Annotated in this window: 11 protein-coding genes and 2 pseudogenes; 2 read left to right on the top strand and 11 right to left on the bottom strand. The window is 60.8% G+C overall.

Annotation, left to right across the window (positions count from 1 at the left end; genetic code table 11):
• Positions 1 to 319 precede the first annotated feature (319 nt).
• A complete protein-coding gene (locus GEV38_RS11740) occupies positions 320 to 1,945 on the bottom strand; it encodes a methyl-accepting chemotaxis protein (protein ID WP_054572897.1) in 1,626 nt (541 codons plus the stop codon).
• 253 nt (positions 1,946 to 2,198) lie between these two features.
• Between GEV38_RS11740 and GEV38_RS11735 the strand changes: the two genes are divergently transcribed.
• Positions 2,199 to 2,597 (top strand): tetratricopeptide repeat protein, encoded by a 399-nt coding sequence (locus tag GEV38_RS11735; RefSeq protein ID WP_054572898.1) that lies wholly within the window; start codon positions 2,199 to 2,201, stop codon positions 2,595 to 2,597.
• 95 nt (positions 2,598 to 2,692) lie between these two features.
• Here GEV38_RS11735 and GEV38_RS11730 read toward each other — a convergent pair whose 3' ends face one another.
• Positions 2,693 to 4,183 (bottom strand): PLP-dependent aminotransferase family protein, encoded by a 1,491-nt coding sequence (locus GEV38_RS11730; RefSeq protein ID WP_054572899.1) that lies wholly within the window; start codon positions 4,181 to 4,183, stop codon positions 2,693 to 2,695.
• A gap of 78 nt (positions 4,184 to 4,261) precedes the next feature.
• Here GEV38_RS11730 and GEV38_RS11725 point away from each other — a divergent pair, with 78 nt between their 5' ends.
• The gene (locus tag GEV38_RS11725; protein ID WP_173895824.1) at positions 4,262 to 5,965 is read left to right on the top strand and encodes an NAD(P)H dependent flavin oxidoreductase family protein; all 1,704 of its coding nucleotides are present in this window, start codon (positions 4,262 to 4,264) and stop codon (positions 5,963 to 5,965) included.
• Between the two features lie 187 nt (positions 5,966 to 6,152).
• Here GEV38_RS11725 and dapA read toward each other — a convergent pair whose 3' ends face one another.
• The 9 genes and pseudogenes from dapA to icmH form a co-directional block, all read right to left on the bottom strand.
• Positions 6,153 to 7,019 (bottom strand): 4-hydroxy-tetrahydrodipicolinate synthase, encoded by an 867-nt coding sequence (dapA, locus tag GEV38_RS11720; RefSeq protein WP_054572901.1) that lies wholly within the window; start codon positions 7,017 to 7,019, stop codon positions 6,153 to 6,155.
• A 121-nt stretch (positions 7,020 to 7,140) separates the two neighbouring features.
• A complete protein-coding gene (locus GEV38_RS11715; protein WP_023661540.1) occupies positions 7,141 to 7,293 on the bottom strand; it encodes a hypothetical protein in 153 nt (50 codons plus the stop codon).
• A gap of 103 nt (positions 7,294 to 7,396) precedes the next feature.
• A complete protein-coding gene (locus GEV38_RS11710) occupies positions 7,397 to 7,654 on the bottom strand; it encodes a PAAR domain-containing protein (RefSeq protein WP_015270011.1) in 258 nt (85 codons plus the stop codon).
• On the bottom strand, positions 7,651 to 8,460 hold the full coding sequence (locus tag GEV38_RS27675) for a DUF6708 domain-containing protein (RefSeq protein ID WP_235891305.1): 810 nt from the start codon (positions 8,458 to 8,460) through the stop codon (positions 7,651 to 7,653). The genes GEV38_RS11710 and GEV38_RS27675 overlap by 4 nt, the downstream gene beginning before the upstream one ends.
• Before the next feature lie 577 nt (positions 8,461 to 9,037).
• Complete coding sequence (locus tag GEV38_RS27670; protein ID WP_235891304.1) at positions 9,038 to 9,841, bottom strand: DUF6708 domain-containing protein; 804 nt, start codon at positions 9,839 to 9,841, stop codon at positions 9,038 to 9,040.
• Positions 9,838 to 13,066 (bottom strand): annotated as a pseudogene (locus GEV38_RS27665) (T6SS effector BTH_I2691 family protein). The gene GEV38_RS27670 and the pseudogene GEV38_RS27665 overlap by 4 nt, the downstream one beginning before the upstream one ends.
• The gene (locus GEV38_RS11685) at positions 13,063 to 13,986 is read right to left on the bottom strand and encodes a hypothetical protein (RefSeq protein WP_054572905.1); all 924 of its coding nucleotides are present in this window, start codon (positions 13,984 to 13,986) and stop codon (positions 13,063 to 13,065) included. Before GEV38_RS11685 ends, GEV38_RS27665 begins: the two are co-directional and overlap by 4 nt.
• Positions 13,986 to 16,061 (bottom strand): annotated as a pseudogene (locus GEV38_RS11680) (type VI secretion system Vgr family protein). Before GEV38_RS11680 ends, GEV38_RS11685 begins: the two are co-directional and overlap by 1 nt.
• A 14-nt stretch (positions 16,062 to 16,075) precedes the next feature.
• Positions 16,076 to 16,948: a type IVB secretion system protein IcmH/DotU gene (gene icmH / locus GEV38_RS11675; protein ID WP_173895820.1), complete on the bottom strand. Its 873-nt coding sequence runs from the start codon at positions 16,946 to 16,948 to the stop codon at positions 16,076 to 16,078.
• Positions 16,949 to 16,999: the final 51 nt, after the last annotated feature.

Raw genomic sequence — 16,999 nt, 5'->3', positions numbered from 1 at the left:
TCGAACCGGGCGATGCGGTTGATGGCACCGGCTGCGCCGGTGTTCGCGGGCGCGCCCACTCCCACATGTATGGCGCATTCCTTCAGCTGGTGGGGTCCCTGTGGGAGCGGGCATGCCCGCGAAGCAGGCGACGCCGTGGATGGCACCGGCTGCGCCGGTGTTCGCGGGCGCGCCCGCTCCCACAGGTATGGCGCATTCCTTCAGCTGGTGGTGCCCCTGTGTGCGGGTTTACCCGCGAAGCAGGCGACGCGGTGGAAGGCACCGGCTACGCCGGTGTTCGCGGGCGCGCCCACTGCCACAGTCTGGTGCCCGCCAGACCTCAAACCCTGAACCGCGCCACCAACGCCGCCATCTCCCCCACCAACCCCGACAACGCCTTGCTCGCCTCACTGGTCTGCTGCGCCCCTGCTGCCGAGGATGTCGACAGCTCGCGAATGTTCAGCAGGTTGCGGTCCACCTCTCGCGCCACCTGGGCCTGCTCTTCGGCTGCACTGGCAATCACCAGGTTACGCTCGTTGATCTCGCCGATCGCACTGTAGATACCCTCAAGCACCTGCCCCGAGGCCAGTGTCACGTCCAGCGTCGACTGGGCACGACTGGTACTGGCCTGCATCGAGGTCATGGCCGCTTCGGTACCCGCCTGCACGCGCCCGATCATCTGCTCGATTTCCTGGGTCGACTGCTGCGTGCGGTAAGCCAGCGTACGCACTTCATCAGCCACCACCGCAAAGCCGCGCCCGGCCTCGCCCGCACGGGCGGCCTCGATGGCGGCATTGAGCGCCAGCAGGTTGGTTTGCTCGGACACCGAGCGAATCACTTCCAGCACCTTGCCGATGTCCCGCACCTGCCCGACCAGTTGCTCCAGGTGTGCGCTGCTGGCCTGGATCTCCCGAGTCATGGCCTCGGTGCCGTCGATGTTGTCGTTGACTTGCCGGCGGCTTTGCGCCGCCAGCTGGTTGGATTCGCTGGTGGTCTGCGAGGTGGTGATGGCATTGCGCGCAACCTCCTCGACAGCCGTGGTCATTTCGGTAACGGCGGTAGCGGCCTGCTCCAGCTCCAGGCCCTGCTGGCGCAGGTTGTTGGCGCTTTCCTCGGTGACCGTATTCAGCGCCGTGGCGGCTGCGTCCAGCTGCCTGGCACAGTTGCTGATCTGCCCCAGAGTGTCGCGCTGGCTCTGCTGCATGCGCTCAAGTTCATGGAACAGCTGGCCGATCTCGTTACTGCCCTGCCCCTGCACCGGCACGCTCAGGTCGCCGCCGGCAATGCGCTGGAAGTGCCGGCCAGCTTCACGCAGCGGGTGCAGCACGCGCTGGGCAATAAAGGCCCAGCACAGCACCGCCAACACCAACGTCACGCCCAGCAGCCCCAGACTCAGCAGTTGGGCGCGCGCCAGGCGCCGGTCGGATTCCAGCATGATCTGCTGACCGCGCTCACTCAATGCGCCGACCAGTTGCTGGCGCAGCGCCTGCAGCCGGCCCATGGCGTTGCCGGCGTCGGTGTTGACCTTGAAATACTGCTCGAGTGAACGTTGACGGGTTGCCTCACGCTGCCCGGCGACCGCCTTGGAATACTCGCCGTAGGTGGCCTGCAGTGCCGTTGCCAGTGCGTGCAGCGCAGGCTCGCGGGCGTTTTCGACAAACTCGTCCACCAGCTTCTGGCTCTTGTCGTTCAGCTCGACCGACAGCGCCATGCGCTTGTTGGCGCTTTCCTCATGACCACCCAGCTGCTCGATGAAGCCCGAGGACACATTGGCACTGGCGCGAATCGCCATCAGCAACGCATTGTTCAACCGGTCCGACTGGTGCGCGGTCTGGTCCAGTTCGGTGATCTGCTGGTCGCTGCCCACCGCCGCCCGCCAGGCACTGACGGTGGAAAACAGCAGGGTCACGCTGAACAGCGACAGCACCCAGAACATTCCGGTGCGGATCTTCAGGTTGGCAAGCATGGGGGCAGTACTCCTTGTTGGCACCACTTCTGGTCGATGATTCGACGGTGGGTGTGCTGCTATCGGAGGTACTGCCCCAGGCTTGAGGCGCCGGAGTGCGGTTATGGGCGGTAACCGAACAGATGTTGTCGAGGCACATACCGGGCAACGGGCAACAAGCCGACCAGGCGGGAACTTCAACGCTCCAATTCGGTCGATAGCATCCCCTCGCCCTCCAACCTGGCCCGCCCAAGCCCTGCCGAGTCTTCCGCCGATGCCCAGCACACCTGTTCTGTCAGCCCTGCTCCTGTTGTTCAGCGCAATCACGGCACAGGGCGCACTGGCCGGCGAACGCTACGCGCCCACACGCAGCAACAATGCTTCGACGGTGCTGATCGAAACCGCCTCGCAACAGTATGCCGACGGCCAGCTGGACCAGGCGGCGGCCACCCTGGAGCGTGCGCTGCACATTCAACCGAACAACCCGGCAACGCTGCACTACCTTGGCGTTTTGCGCCTTCAGCAAGGGCAGTATGAACAGGCCGAAACCCTGGCGCTTCGCTCCAACCTGCGTGTTGGCAACAATCACGCCCTGCGCAGCCGCAACCTGCAGCTGATAGAAGCCGCGCACAAGGCCCAGCGCTCGGGCATGCTGCCGACGGCTGCACACTGACGGCGGCAAGACGCTGCGCGCGACGCTATTGTTCTGCCCGGTGATATAGGCAGCCTCGTCGCTGGTCAGGACTGCCAGGCAGGCTGTCCTTTCTACTACCCGGTAATCGCCTTCGCCGCCTGCGCCAAACGTTGTGTAGCCAGCCGGATTTCATCCATGTCCAGCGAGGCAAACCCGAGGCGCAAGGCATTTTCCGCATGACCAAACGGCGAAAACTGCCGGCCACTGCGTACCACCAGGTCCAACTCCAACGCCTTGCCAACCAACTGATCCACATTGATCTCGTCAGCAAACCTCACCCACAGCGCCAGCCCACCTTCCGGCTCGCGCACGGTTACCTGCTCGCCAAAGGCATCGCGCAAGCAAACCAACAGGGTCTCTCGACGTCGGCGATACTCCCGGGTGACCCGACGCAAGTGCTTCTTCAGTTCGCCATCATTGATCAAGTCCGCCAGCATCTGCTGCATCACCGCATCACCCTGCCCCAGGGTCAGCGTCGCCCTGCGTTCGAGCGCCGCAGCCACCTCCGCCGGCGCCACGATGAAACTGCAACGGAACGTACTGCCCAGGGACTTGGACAATGAGCCAATGTAGATCACGTGCCGCTGCTGACGGTCGCTGGCCAGCGGCAGGTAAGGCCTCCCGGCAAAGTGGTATTCATGGTCGTAGTCTTCCTCGACCACGCAGAAGTCGTGCTGCCGCGCCAGTTCCAGCAACTGCTGCCGGCGCCCGGCAGGCAGGCTGACCGTGGTCGGGAACTGGTGATGGGGTGTGATGTACAGCATGCGTACCTGGTGCAGCCGGCACAGTGCATCGATCTGCTCGACCCGACAGCCCTCCTCATCCAGGTCCACGGTGACCAGCCGGGCGCCCAGCTGGCGGAAGATCTCCCACGCGGGCGGATAGCTCAGGCGTTCGACCAGCACAACGTCACCAGGCTTGAGCAGCACGCTAGCCACCAGGTACAGCGACATCTGCACGCCCTGGGTCAGGCAGATATGCTCGGCGCCAACGTTCAGGCTGCGATTGTGCCGCAGCATGTCGGCCAAGGCGCTGCGCAGGGAGTGGCTGCTGCACGCGCTGCCATGGCGCACGGTGTTGGCGGCAAAGCTGTTGCGCAAGGCATTACGGTAATAGCGGTGCAGAACGGTCTGCGGCAGCAGGCGGTGGTCACAGGCGCCGTTGTCGAAGAACAGCGCACCCGGCCGATCCTGCTGCGCGGCAGCCTGTTCGTTGGCCGCGAAGTAGGCAACGGCAGGCTCCTCCTGTAGCACCAGGGCAAAGGGCTGCGCTGCATCGGGCTCGGCCAGGTTGCCAGCCGCCAGCTGCCGACTGACGAAGGTGCCACGGCGCTGCACGCTTTCCAGCCAGCCTTTGGTCTCGGCTTCCTCGTAGGCGAGGATCACCGTCTTGCGATTGACGTTCAGCAGTTGCGCCATTTCCCGCGTGCCGGGCAACGGCGTACCGGGGCGCAGGCGGCCCTCGGAGATCGCGGCTACCAGGCCCTCGACGATCTGCCTGTACGAAGCCTGCGGCTGCGCCCCGTCGAGCTTGAGCAGCGGCTGCCATTTGCGAAGCTGGACCATGTGAATTAACCGAAACTGGAGGTTCTACTGGTCCTGGACTATAGCAACAATCGAACCTCCACTTGCCCCGAGATGCCCATGCAGAACCGCCACGTCATTGAATTGTCGCCCTCGGGCAAAACCTTCGACGCCAGCCAGGAGCTGCTGCTCGATGCCATGCTCGCCAGCGGCCTGCCGGTGCCCTTCTCATGCCGCCGCGGCGCCTGCGGGTCGTGCAAGGTCAAGGTGGTGTCGGGGCAGTATCGGGACAAGCAGCGGACGGCAGACATGCCGGCGCCCTGCTACCCCCTGGCCGACGACGAAATGTTGCTGTGCCAGAGCCACGCCTGCAGCGACATGCGCCTGGAAATCCCCGGCTGGTCCCTGGAAACCCAGACACTGGAAATCCACGCGCAGGTACATGGTAAACGCGAACTGAGCGCCGATATCATCGAACTGGTGCTGCAGCCTGCACAGCCGTTGGCGGTACGGGCTGGCCAGTACGTACGCATTCGGCTCGCCAACGGCGATAGCCGCTGTTTTTCCATCGCCAACCTGCCCGACCGGGACCAGGGGAAACTGGTGTTTCACATCCGCAAGGTAAGCGGCGGCCTGTTTACCGAACGCCTGCTGCCAACCCTGCAAGCAGGTGACACCTTGAAGCTGGAAGGGCCGGTGGGTGCCTGCACCTGGCAGCACGAGGACCAGCGGCCCCTGGTGCTGTTCGCCACTGGCACAGGTTACGCCGGCATCAAGCCATTGCTGCTGACCGCCCTGGCAGGTGATGCCGAGGTCACGTTGTACTGGGGCGGCAGATCGGACGCCGACTTCTATGACCGTGAGTTTCTCGATCAGGCCAGCCGTGCACACGCTCACTTTCGCTGGTACCCGGTGCTATCGGACCAGGCGCGGGTGCAGCAGGTAGCGCTGGCCCAGGCCCATCGCTGGGCCGACACCCAGGTCTATGCCTGCGGCAATGCGGCGATGATCAGCCAGGTTCGCGAGCAGTGCCTCGCGGCAGGCCTGCAGGCCCATCGTTTTGTCGCGGAGGCTTTCGTTGCCAGCGGCACACTGGCGCCAGAGGCTTCAACAGCCAGCCCGTTGCACCCGGAGCTTGAAAAAGTCGGCCCACGCTACTCGCTGGACGGCATGCTCGCTGCCCGCGAGCAGTCGGTGCGGGCCGTTGCTGCGATAGCGAACCAGCTGAAAGTCGGCATGACCACTGCCCAGGCGCTGGAGATGGCCGCGCAAACCTTGCAGGCGATGGGTGCATCGCACACCTGGCACCCGACCTACATCCGCTTTGGCGACGACACCGTGCGCACGCCGCGCCAAGGCATTGATCTGCAACGTGTATTACGTACTACGGATATCGTCGTGGTCGACGTCGGCCCGGTATGGGATGGCTATGAGGGCGACTATGGCGACACCTTCGTGTTCGGCCAGCACGAGCTGCACCACGCCTGCGTCAAGGCACTGCATGAGGTGTTCGACGAAACCCGCCAGGCCTGGGGCCGTGGCCTGACCGGGCGCGAACTGTACGACTTCGCCGAGCGCAGTGCCCAGGTAAAAGGCTGGCAGCTGGAGCGCAACCTGGCCGGGCATCGCATCGCCGACTTCCCGCATGTGCTGTATGGGCAGGACAAACTGGCCGAGGTGGAAATCGTCCCGAGCGAAGTGGTGTGGGTGCTGGAGATCCAGTTGTGCCACCCTAGCGAGCCGGTCGGGGCGTTTTTCGAAGACATCCTGATTGGCGAGGCCAGGTCGGTCTCCTGGGATGAAAATTTAGCAGGGGCCCGGTAGGAGCAGCCTTGTGCTGCGAAGAGGCCCGTACTGACAATTCGTATCTGTTGCCTGTACCGGCCTCTTCGCAGCACAAGGCTGCTCCTACAAAGGACGCGCCAAGTGAGCGATATTTGTTTTCAACGCGGCAGCGCAGCTCAAAAGGCCGGGCATTCGTCAACAGAACAACAGCCCGGCAGGTACACCCTCAAGCGCCGAGCGAATCCACAACGCTTCGCAGCTTGCCCCGGGTCATCTCCGTGCACGCCTGCATGGGCTCTCGCAGTTCGTCGGTCATCAGCCCCTGCAGCTGCAAGGCCGCCTTGACCACAGCCGGGTTGGGCTCGGCAAAGGCCATCTTCATCCAAGGCAGCAATTGGTAGAACGTGCCGCGCGCGGCTACCCAGTCGCCATGGCCGACCTGCTGCAGCATGCGCACGTACAGGTCGGCGCGTACATGCGCCGAAGCAGAAATGGCCCCTGCGCCACCCAGGCACAGGTTGTTGAAGATCTGCACGTCCTCACCGGCCAGCACCTGGGCGTGGCCGTCCTGGATCAGGGCCATGGTGGTCTCGCTGTCACCGCCGCAGTCCTTCACCGCCGCGATGCGCGGGTGGCGCACGATGCGGCGCAGGGTTTCACGCTCGATACGTACCCCGGTGCGGTAGGGAATGTCGTAGACGATCACCGGTACGCTGGCGGCATCCGCCACGGTGCTGAAGAACGCTTCGATGCCGGCCTGCGAAGGCCGGATGTAGCACGGCGCAGGGACCAGCAGCCCGCCAATCTCACGCCGCTGGATTTCAGCCTGGAAGGCCAACAACTCGCGCAAGTTGTAGCCCGACAAGCCCATCACCACCCTGCCCGGCTCCACCCAGGCCAGCACGGCATCCAGCACGGCCAGTTGTTCGGCCTTGGACAGCGCCGCCGCCTCGCCCGTGGTACCGCACACCACAAAACCGGCCACACCCTCTTCGAGCAGCTTCTTCACCAGTTTTTCCAGGGCGGCGAAGTCGACTTCATTGGCGCGCAATGGCGTGACGAGGGCAATCCAGATACCACGGAAATTCGACATGCAAAAACTCCTGATGTTGACCGAAAGTCAGCGTCAGCAGAGCGGAGAGTCGAAGTGGTCTGGCAGGGATACCTGGCGCCTTCTGTCTCGTCAGCCCACCTGACGAGACAGCGCGCCTCGGTCAGATGAGCGGCTGTTTCTTGGATTTCTTGGCAACGGCAACGCACGCGCCTGCCTGGGCGATGAAGCCCGAAGCGAAAATGGCGTGGTTGGAAATGGACATGCCGGCAAGCCCGTTGCGTGGATATGGCTGGATAATGGTGGCGCGGCGCACTCGGTGTCAACACCGAGATAGCAAACCCATCCGGCTGCGCTGGTGTTCACTGCCAAAGCCGCACAGAGATCTGTGGGCCCGATCTTGTACAAGAGACATTTGATCAGTCCAGCATCCACCCAGCATCACCCTCCTCCAGCACACCACCGTGATCCGTCCGGTCACCTTTACGCGCCACGGCCGCGCCTTCAATCAGGAAATGCTCGGCTCCACTCTCAATCACGGCACCGCACGTGGTCCGATCCCCCACCCTGGCAACCGCCCTGCCGTTGAAGATGTACGTTGCACTGCCGCTTTCTACCTCGTTGATGCCATGCAGCGGGCAGACATGTCGATGGCCTACAAGTACGACAGGATTCATTGGGTCTCTCCTTCTGATGGCCCGGTGCGAGATTCACGGTCTATCTCCTCTGGCCAATTAACCTTGGGTGCCAGGCAATGCATGTGGCTCAGGCCATCGTCATCGTTCCAGTCACGGGGTGGGTGTACGAACTTCGGCAGGGCTTCGGGGCCTTGCTGCATGAATAGCCGGGCGATGGCCCAGTAGGCTTCACCGTGGTACAGGTCGTGGGTGAAGAAGACGCGGTCGATGACTTCGTTGGTTTCCGGGTTGCGGACCGACAGCATGACGTTTTCGATCAGCCCACCGTGGCCGGGGGCGTAGACTCGGTAGACTTCGGCGGTTACGTCGTCCCAGTTGTAGGCGACCGGTTTAACGCCCCAGTGTTTGCGGCTGAACAGATAGATGTAGTGGAATCTGAATTGATAGAGATAAATTTTGCGTCGCAGGCGATTGAAGCGGATTGGTTCGTCCCTTGGGAGCATTAGGTCGATCTTTACAAAGGACGCAACAGCCCACATTCCAATCATAGGCACCAGCACTATAATAACAGCAACATACCAGTCACGTGACCAACTAACATCCAGTATAAGCAAATACAAATATATAAGCGCACCAGAAGACGCGATCAACCCTGGAATGCCCAGCAGGACCGCAACACCACGCAAACTGACAGTAGATCGAGGAAGCTCCAAGTACACTTTATCTAGATAGTTAGGTGATGGATTTATATCCTCAAAACTAAAACGCGGAACCTTCTGCGAGCTGACATCAGGCAGATCATAACTCCAACAAAGAGCCCGCCGAGCCCTGAACTTAGCTTTCACTCATTAACCTCCTTGGCACAAACCTCAACATAGGCATTCGGCACATTCCTATCTGGCCAGTACATTACTAACAGTGTCGCAGCCCTGATATTATGCATCCCGATAATCGACATAAGCTCTATAGATCCGGTGATTTCCATACTCGAAGCACGCACGCCACCTAATCCCGACGACTGTCGCTTTTTATTCACTTAAAAATCACTTTTATAGTCAGGATTGGCAGGCCCTGGCGTTCACAGGACATGCACTGGTCGTGTGGCGGCCCGGCTTCGGCGATCGCGAGGGCAATACGTTGGCTGATGGTCATGAGCGATCCTCGTGTTGGACAGGGCCTTGACGGCCTCTGAACACTAACGGGGAATCGCTTTCCAGAGAGGCATTGGGCTTCCTAAAAGTTTGTAGGAAACGTCTCTGAATAAGGGATTTGAGTCAGGCAGGCGCGTTGATACATCAGCCCCGTCGTAACACAGCCGCCAGCCCCACGGTCAGTATCACGGCACAAAGCATGACCAAGCTAATGGCAATTTCGAACCCATGGCAGCGTATCCCTTCTAGACCCGGGGGTTCATCGGCCCTCTCAGTCAGATGGGGCAGTACGAGATTCACGGTCCATGTCCTCCGGCCAATGAACCTTGGGTGCCAGGCAATGCATGTGGCTCAGGCCATCGTCATCGTTCCAGTCACGGGGTGGGTGTACGAACTTCGGCAGGGCTTCGGGGCCTTGCTGCATGAATAGCCGGGCGATGGCCCAGTAGGCTTCACCGTGGTACAGGTCGTGGGTGAAGAAGACGCGGTCGATGACTTCGTTGGTTTCCGGGTTGCGGACCGACAGCATGACGTTTTCGATCAGCCCACCGTGGCCGGGGGCGTAGACTCGGTAGACTTCGGCGGTTACGTCGTCCCAGTTGTAGGCGACCGGTTTAACGCCCCAGTGTTTGCGGCTGAACAGATAGATGTAGTGGAATCTGAATTGATAGAGATAGATTTTGCGTCGTAGGCGATTGAAACGAATGGGTTCGTCCCGTGGGAGCAATAGGTCCATTTTTACATATGTCGCAGTAGCCCACATGCCAATCAAAATCGCTAGCGATGAGAGGATGTCAACGCCCCAATTATTCGACCAGTAGATACCAAAAAAGCTCCAATGCATGTAGATTAATGCACCCACAGAAAAAACCAAAATTGGTCCCCCTATCAGCACTGCGACACCACGCAAACTGACAGTAGATCGGGGAAGTTCCAGGAACACATCATCACAGTAGTTTGGTGGCGGATCTATATCTTCAAAGCTTGAACGCGGAACTTCATCCGAACTGACACCAGGCAGATCATAACTCCAACACAGAGCTCGCTCCGAAAGGATCCTGGGCTTGATCTTCATTCATTAGCTTCCTTAATGCAGACCTCAACATATGCGTCTGGCAGCCTTCTATCCGGCCAATAACTTATCAGCAGTGTCGCGGCTCTAATGGTATGCGGCCCAATCGTAGCCATCAGATTAACAGTACCCGTAATTTCTAGCCAAGACATATGCGGCTCATTTCGGCTAGGCGACCGTCGTATTTTTTTAACTAAAATATCACTCTTATAATCGGGCAACCTCGGCTGAAAAAAGTCATGGAATGTTGCTGCTTTGGTAAGCGCCTCGGCTCGAACAGGTTGGTACTCATCAAGAACGACAGCCTCTCCGCCACTGAAGTCGGGGAAGGTTCCGTCACCATGACGATGTACCACAAGCGTCAAACGATAGGCCGAATGCTCATCACGGTATTTGGGCAATATGGTTTGGAATTTTAGTTTTTGCTCTAGCTCCAAGCTAAGCAAGCCACCAATCTTAGAAGTGGTCGGGTCGCTTAAACGCTTGGATTCGAAATGAACCGCCGTATATACGCCGAGCGTGGCGGCATTCAGCTCTGCAAACGCTATATCTGCATATTCAGGTGTCTTCCAAGACACGACCGGATTTTCATCGTTAGTTCCAAAGCAGCAGCGTCGCACCCAGCGCTCTAATGCATTAGATTCGTTTTTTTCAGCTGACTTGGCAAATGCGTAAGCGATGAGAGCCAGTACGATAGCCAGACCTAAAGGCCCTAACAGGACGGGTTTGAATATTGCGTAGACAAACATGCCAGTTGAAGAGACGGACACAAGACCTGCACTAAAATAATTCCTCGCTGCTAGGTTGTCCCCAGCTGCTCGTGCACGTTTAGCAGCAGAAAATGCTTGTGCCGTATCCAAAACCCCCGTTATTGCACCTATCATCGCACCGATTTTTATCAGCGATACTCCAGCTTCTGAGGCGCCCCTAGCCCACGATTTTCCAGTATGCTTAGTACTTGAGCTCAACAAGAGCCCAATTAGCTCGATACTCCCTCCCAACACTCCCAAGTACGATCCTTGCAACGCCAACCTGGCCTCATGCGCCTTCGGCCCAATCTCCGTTTCCGCCTTTTCCTGATTCCTGCCCAGGCTGTCCTGCTGCAGATACAACCCGCCTATCGCCAGCAGGACTTCCCAGCTGCCAGCAATCCCGCGCAACCCGGAAAAACCGGTTTTTACCAATCGGGCCGCCTGCTGCGACGTGATCTTCATCCCCTGCAATAATTTGCGCGCATCGGCTTCCAACGTCCCCGCTGCCACCGAGATATCCACCAGGGCAAGCTGTGCCGCGCTGCTCGCCTGGGTTACCCCCATGCTGGCCTCCTTGAACAACCGCCCATGCACTTCCTCAGCCTTGCCCTCGACCCACACCGTCACGCTGATCATCGAATTGGTGAACCGTGGATCGAGCACGGCCAGGCTCATCAGCCCATGCTGGATGATCGGCCGCACCTTGCGCATGGCCTTCATCGAGCCAAACTCGAAGTCATCGATATTGCGGCGCATCCGGTCCCGCGCCTCGGCGATCGACGCATTGGCCTTGTGCTGCAACTCCCGGAGGTGGGCGCTCTGCAACGCGTAGTACTCGCCCAGCTTCATCTTCACTTCCAGTTCGATCAGGTGGACGCCGTTGTAGAGAAACTGCGTGGCACTGTTCAAATGCCGCACAGCCTTCTGAATACCAGGTGACAAACATGGCGCCAGCCGCTGACTGGCCGCATTGAGTGCGCTCTGCGTTTCAGCAATGGCCTGTTTGAGGGTATTGCGCGTGCGCAAGCCGGCGTCATCGCTGGCGATGATCTTGCTCAGCATGCCGTAGAGCTTGTCGCTGTCGTTCCAGCTGATCGCTTCTGTGGCGGAGAAACTGGGCAGCAGCCCGGCCAGCAGTGCCTGGTCGCGCATCAACAACGCGCGGTAGGGCGGGCTGTCCGGGTCCTGCAGCCATTTCAACCAGAGCAGTTCACTGGTGCCGGAAGCAGGAACATGCGGTTCAAGGCGGGGGACGACAGCTTCCGTAACCCCACCGCCCAGGCACAGGGCCATGGTCTTGGCGTAGGCCACCCCGGACTCACGATCATTACCGTCGTAGTCGTACGCCTCGGCCACCTTGAACATGGGCGTATCGAACAAGGCAACGTACGCCTGCGCGTCCTTGTCGATGTAACGCTGAAACTCACGTTCCTGCTGCTCATAGTCAGCCTGGAACGCGGCCCGCTGCGGTTCGTGGTAGCGCTCTTCAAGCCGCTCGTCACTCTCCTGCTGCGCACGCTCGACCAACAGCTGCCGCTCGACTGCCGGGGCGGTGAACACCGGCGGCCCATCACCCGTCATCGGTTCCAGCGACGGCACCTTCTGCGCCGCCCATTCCCTGTGCGTGGCGCGAATGATCTGCAGGATCTGCGAGGTTTGCAGCTGATAGGCGCGCATCGGTTCTTCACGCCAGGCCTGACGCTTCACTACCCAGTTCAGCCGCTGATGGTTGTACTCCTGAATCAGCCCGACAGTGTCGTCGAGCACCACCGCCAGCACGCCGTTTTCCAGCTTGTGCCGGTTGATCGCATTGACCAGATACCCTCGCAGGGCGAACCGGCGCAACCAGCGGCTGTGGAAGCCATGCGCACTGTCGAAGGGGGCACAGCCATGCTGGGCGTACTCGAACACCTGCTGGTCGACCCCAAGCTTATCGGGCGTCATGGCGATGCCTAACAGTTCGGGATTGTTGCGGGCCTGAATCAGGTCCAGGCCCTCGAAGCGATGCGCAGGCGACGCGCCGCTCTTGTAGGCGTTCAGCAACGCTCACCGGCCAAGGATCGCTGGAGAAGGCCAGCCAGGCGCTGGTGTACCTGCCGGTATCGAGGTTGAGAAAGGCCGAAGGAATGTCGTGATCTGCGTTCACGCATTTTTCGGGCAGCGGGGAAGGCGGGCCATCTGGCGGCTCGTAAGGGTTGAAGCGGCGCAGATGACCTTGCTCGCTGACGGCATAGGCATGCCAGACCTGCTGGTCGAGCAGCACATACAGGAAGCCCCTGCGCAAGGTGCGCAAGCCGATCTTTGTCGAGATATGCCGGTTATCCGCCACGGTGGAGACACACTCGGGGCGGGTATCGGGCACCAGGGCGCGGCGCAGCGGCAGGATCGGCAGGCCCTGGCGCTCGCAGAACATGCACTGGTCGTGCGGCAGCCCGGCTTCGGCGATCGCGAGGGCAATACGTTGGCTGATGGTCATGAGCGATTCTCGGATTTCGGCAGGCATTCGATCAGTTGGCGCCATTGCGCCTCGGAGTAGCGGGCGAGCAACGCGGCAAGAGGCGCCTGGCCTCTGGCCGCTGCGTCGATCATTTCGCCCACCGCAGGTACGGTATGCAGCCTGGGGTGAATGCACAGGTGATGGAGAGCGAAGGCCACGATGTCCTCCATCTCGCTCAGGCCCAACCTGCGTGCATCATCGACATGGTTCGAAGCACGCACCGCAGCAAACGGTGGAATCTGGCACTGATTGATGTGCTGCGAACCCGCCCGCAACACTCTCCAGGTAGCCAGCACACGTTCGATCAGCCCCACGTCATCCTGAATTCGCCGCGCAGGGGTCGGCAAAGGGTGTCGCTGCCCGCTCTGCCCTTTCAGGCTTGCCAACCTCCCACCGCTACTCAGGAACAACCAGTCACTGATCGGCCACCATGGGCCTTGTTCAAGCCGCTCGAACGTCGCCGCCAGCAACTCCAGCCGGACGGGTTCGTAGACCGGGTAGCAGCCAAATTCCCGATTGGAATCGGGTAGCCGACACAAGGCCGTGAGATGGGACGCGACAGTGGCCGAAGGCGCCTCACTGAACAGCCAGCCACACAGGTAACGCCGTTGCTGAAACAACGCCCTCTGCGCCGCTCGGGCGGTCAGTTCCAACAGACGGCGACTGGGGACCATGCCGGGCGAAGCCAGGCAGACCAGTACGGGATGCAGTTGGGGGGCATGGGCCAGGTCGGCCCGGTGCACACGGGTCAATGCCTGCTCACCCAGGGCATTGCGCAGCGGGGCAAGCACGCCGTGGTCGCCATCGTGAGCAGTCGCAAGCGGATCTATCAGCACATGGCAGTACAAGTGCGCCCCATGATGGCTTTCGATGAGCCTCGCCAGGTTGTCAGTGCGCATCAGGCCTTGGCCTCGCACTTGTTGCTGGCGTCAGGCGCAAGCGTAAGTGGCTGGCTGTTTCCAGCCCCTGACGCAGCCGCGCTGGTTTGCCCCAACAGCTCGAGCTTCAGCCCGTTGATGGTGATGCCCTGCCCGTCCAGCACAATGCTGCCGCCCGCGGTTCTGAACTCGATGCGCTCACTGGCGCGCAGCTGATAGATCGTCGTATGTTGCTCCATGCCCTGCCCGACGGTGACCTTTTGCGTACCTTTGACGACCAGCTCGGCGTCTTTCCCGACAAGGGCCCTGTGATTGGCCCCTGTTGATTCGCTACGGTCGTTGCCTATCTTCTCGATCAGGTCCTGCTTGATGTCTACGTGGCAGGTTTGCCCAATGAGCTGGGTATGGTCACCCCCGGTTTCCTGGCGGAAGTCATTGCCGATACTCAAGTGCTCATCATTGCCGACCTGCTCGACACGATTACGCCCCACACGCGTGGTCTCATCATTGCCGACTACATTGTTCTGGTCCCGCTGGGCATGGATGAACACTTCTTCCTTGCCGAGTTCGTCCTCGAAGCGCAGCTCGTTGAAACCATCGCCTTTGTGGGTCTGGCTCTTGATGGTCATGCGCGTCTTGTGTTCGGGCAGGTCGTACGGCGGCAGCTGGTCGCCGCAATAGGTACGCCCCGTGATCATCGGCTGGTCGGGGTCGGCGTTGACGTACTGGACGATCACGTCCTGGCCGATGCGCGGGATAGCCATCGAGCCCCAGCTACCGCCGGCCCAGCCTTGTGACACGCGCACCCAGCAGGAGCTGAACTCGTTGTTCTCGCTCTCCCGGTCCCAGGGGAAGCTCACCTTGACCCGGCCCCACTCGTCGCAGTAGATCTCTTCCCCGGGCGGCCCGACGACCGTGGCCATGTGCGGGCCGTCGATGCGGGGCTTGGGCAACGGCGCCGGGCGCCATTCGATTCGGCCGGGCACCAGCACGGCTTCCTGCGAGTAGCGCGTTCCTTGTTCGGCCCCGGCAGCTTCTTCTTGCAGGCTGGTGAACTGGCTGCCCTCGTGATGTACACGCATCACACGCCAATGGGCGTTGAGGTCTTTGCGCGGGTGTTCGATGAGGGTAAAGCTCAGCCCCGGTTGCAGGCGTACATCGTCACCCTCGACTTCGGCAATACGGGCGTCATGGCGCAGGGCCGTCAAGCGCGTGGCGGTAAAGGGCACTCCGACCGCATCGCGCTTGTAGCGGCCGGGGTAGTCGAAGCGCTCATAGTCCCGGGACTGATGGGTGATGCTACTGTCACCTGCGCGGTGTTCCTGCCGGTACTGCGGGTTGGTGAAGGTGTAGTCCCGCTGCACCTGACGTGCAGTGCGCACCTGTTCGCTGTAACGCAGGCGGCGCAGACAAGGCCTGGCCTGGTCGCCACCGCTGTTGGCGCGGTACAGCACCTGGTCGGGGCCAATGTCGTCTTCGTCGAAGAAGTCTTCATCCTCGTCGTCGGCCTTGAGCGCGCTTCGGCTGATCTGCCCCAGCGCCAGCAGTCGGTCGGTGATGACCAGCTGGTGATGTTTCGGCGTGTGCTCGAAGCGATAGACGAAACCCTCTTCCCCCGCCAGGCGGGCGATGAAGTCGAGGTCCGTTTCACCGGCCTGTACGCAGAACTCGCGCACCTGATGCTCGCCCATGCTGTTGATTTCGAAACGGGCAATGCCCTGGCGCCTGAGCATCAATTCGAGAATCTGCGGCACGGTCTTCTGCTGGAAGATGCGCCAGTTCGAACGCAAGCCGGCACGGGCCAGCACGGGTTCGACCAAGGCGCGGTAACGGGTGCGATAGAACCCCGTTTCACCCTGGCTGAAACTGCTGACCAGGCCGTGCACATAGCGCAGGGGGCGCTCACCGCGCCAGATCGTGAAAAGCACTGCTGGTCGAGCAACTGGCCGAAGTCGACCTCGTCTTCAAAACTGATCATTCCAGTTTCAGCTGGAACGGTGAGCTGATCATTTCGTCGAGTTCGAACGAAACCACTTCGAAGTCAATCTGGCCAGCAGCGGCTGGAAGGTGAAGCGCAAGTCGGATTGGCTAGGCATGCGGATCCCCTTTGCTACTGCTGCAAAATGCCGTTGAGCGACTCCAGCACCTCGGCGGTGATCAAGCTCAGGCGGTAGCTGTAGTAGCAGTAGGCGCAGACCATGGCGATGGCGGAGATCACCAACGGGCTCCACCAGGGCCATTCCCGACGCCGCATACGGTGGGGGCGAGGGACCACGTTGGTATAGGGATCGCCCGGGAATTCCGGCGTGGGGCCGCGCAGTTCACGAATGACCTTGTGCATCCGCGAAATCAGGGCGTTGATGATTTCATCGCACTTCGGGTCCAGGGCGTACTTGCCCTTCAGGCCCAGGCAAAAGCAGAAGTACAGGAACTCCAGCACATCCTGGAACTCCTCCGGAGACTGCATCAACCGCTCCAGCAACACGAAGATCTTCTCGCCACCCTGGGTTTCGCCATGGAAGATGCTGAGCAGCGGTTCGTGGCTCCAGCACGAATTGTTCCCCCAGGGGCGACTCATCACGGCCTCGTCCAGGTAAAGGCACAAGGCATAGGAATAGGCTTCGAGGTGCACAGAGGAATAACCGTGCTGCTGTATTTCCTCGCGGATTGTGCTGACCTGAATCTGCAGGGTCTTGTGCACATGTTCGATGTTGGGCAGGTCATCCAGCGTACGCAGGCGTATGACCAGGCCGAACAGCGGGTTGGCCGCGTCGAGCATCAGGTTGGCGAAGCCGCCGCGTAGCTGGAAGTCCGGGTCGGCCGGATAACCCTCATGATCCGCGCGCCTGCCCTGGCCGGGTGGATAAGGTGAATCGCTGCCCTCCGGGACATCGAGCATGGCATGCAGGCTGCTTTCGGTTACGTCATGGGCAGCGTTGGCGGCCTGGGGTTTTCCAATATGAACAGCAGATGGGCCGGGCATGAAGAGGTCCTTGTCTTCCAGTTAGGCTGAAGACATGAACACTATCGGGGA

Source organism: Pseudomonas sp. 13159349, assembly GCF_013305685.1.
In the GTDB taxonomy this organism is placed as follows: domain Bacteria; phylum Pseudomonadota; class Gammaproteobacteria; order Pseudomonadales; family Pseudomonadaceae; genus Aquipseudomonas; species Aquipseudomonas asiatica.
This window is presented reverse-complemented; position numbering and strand designations above follow the sequence as displayed.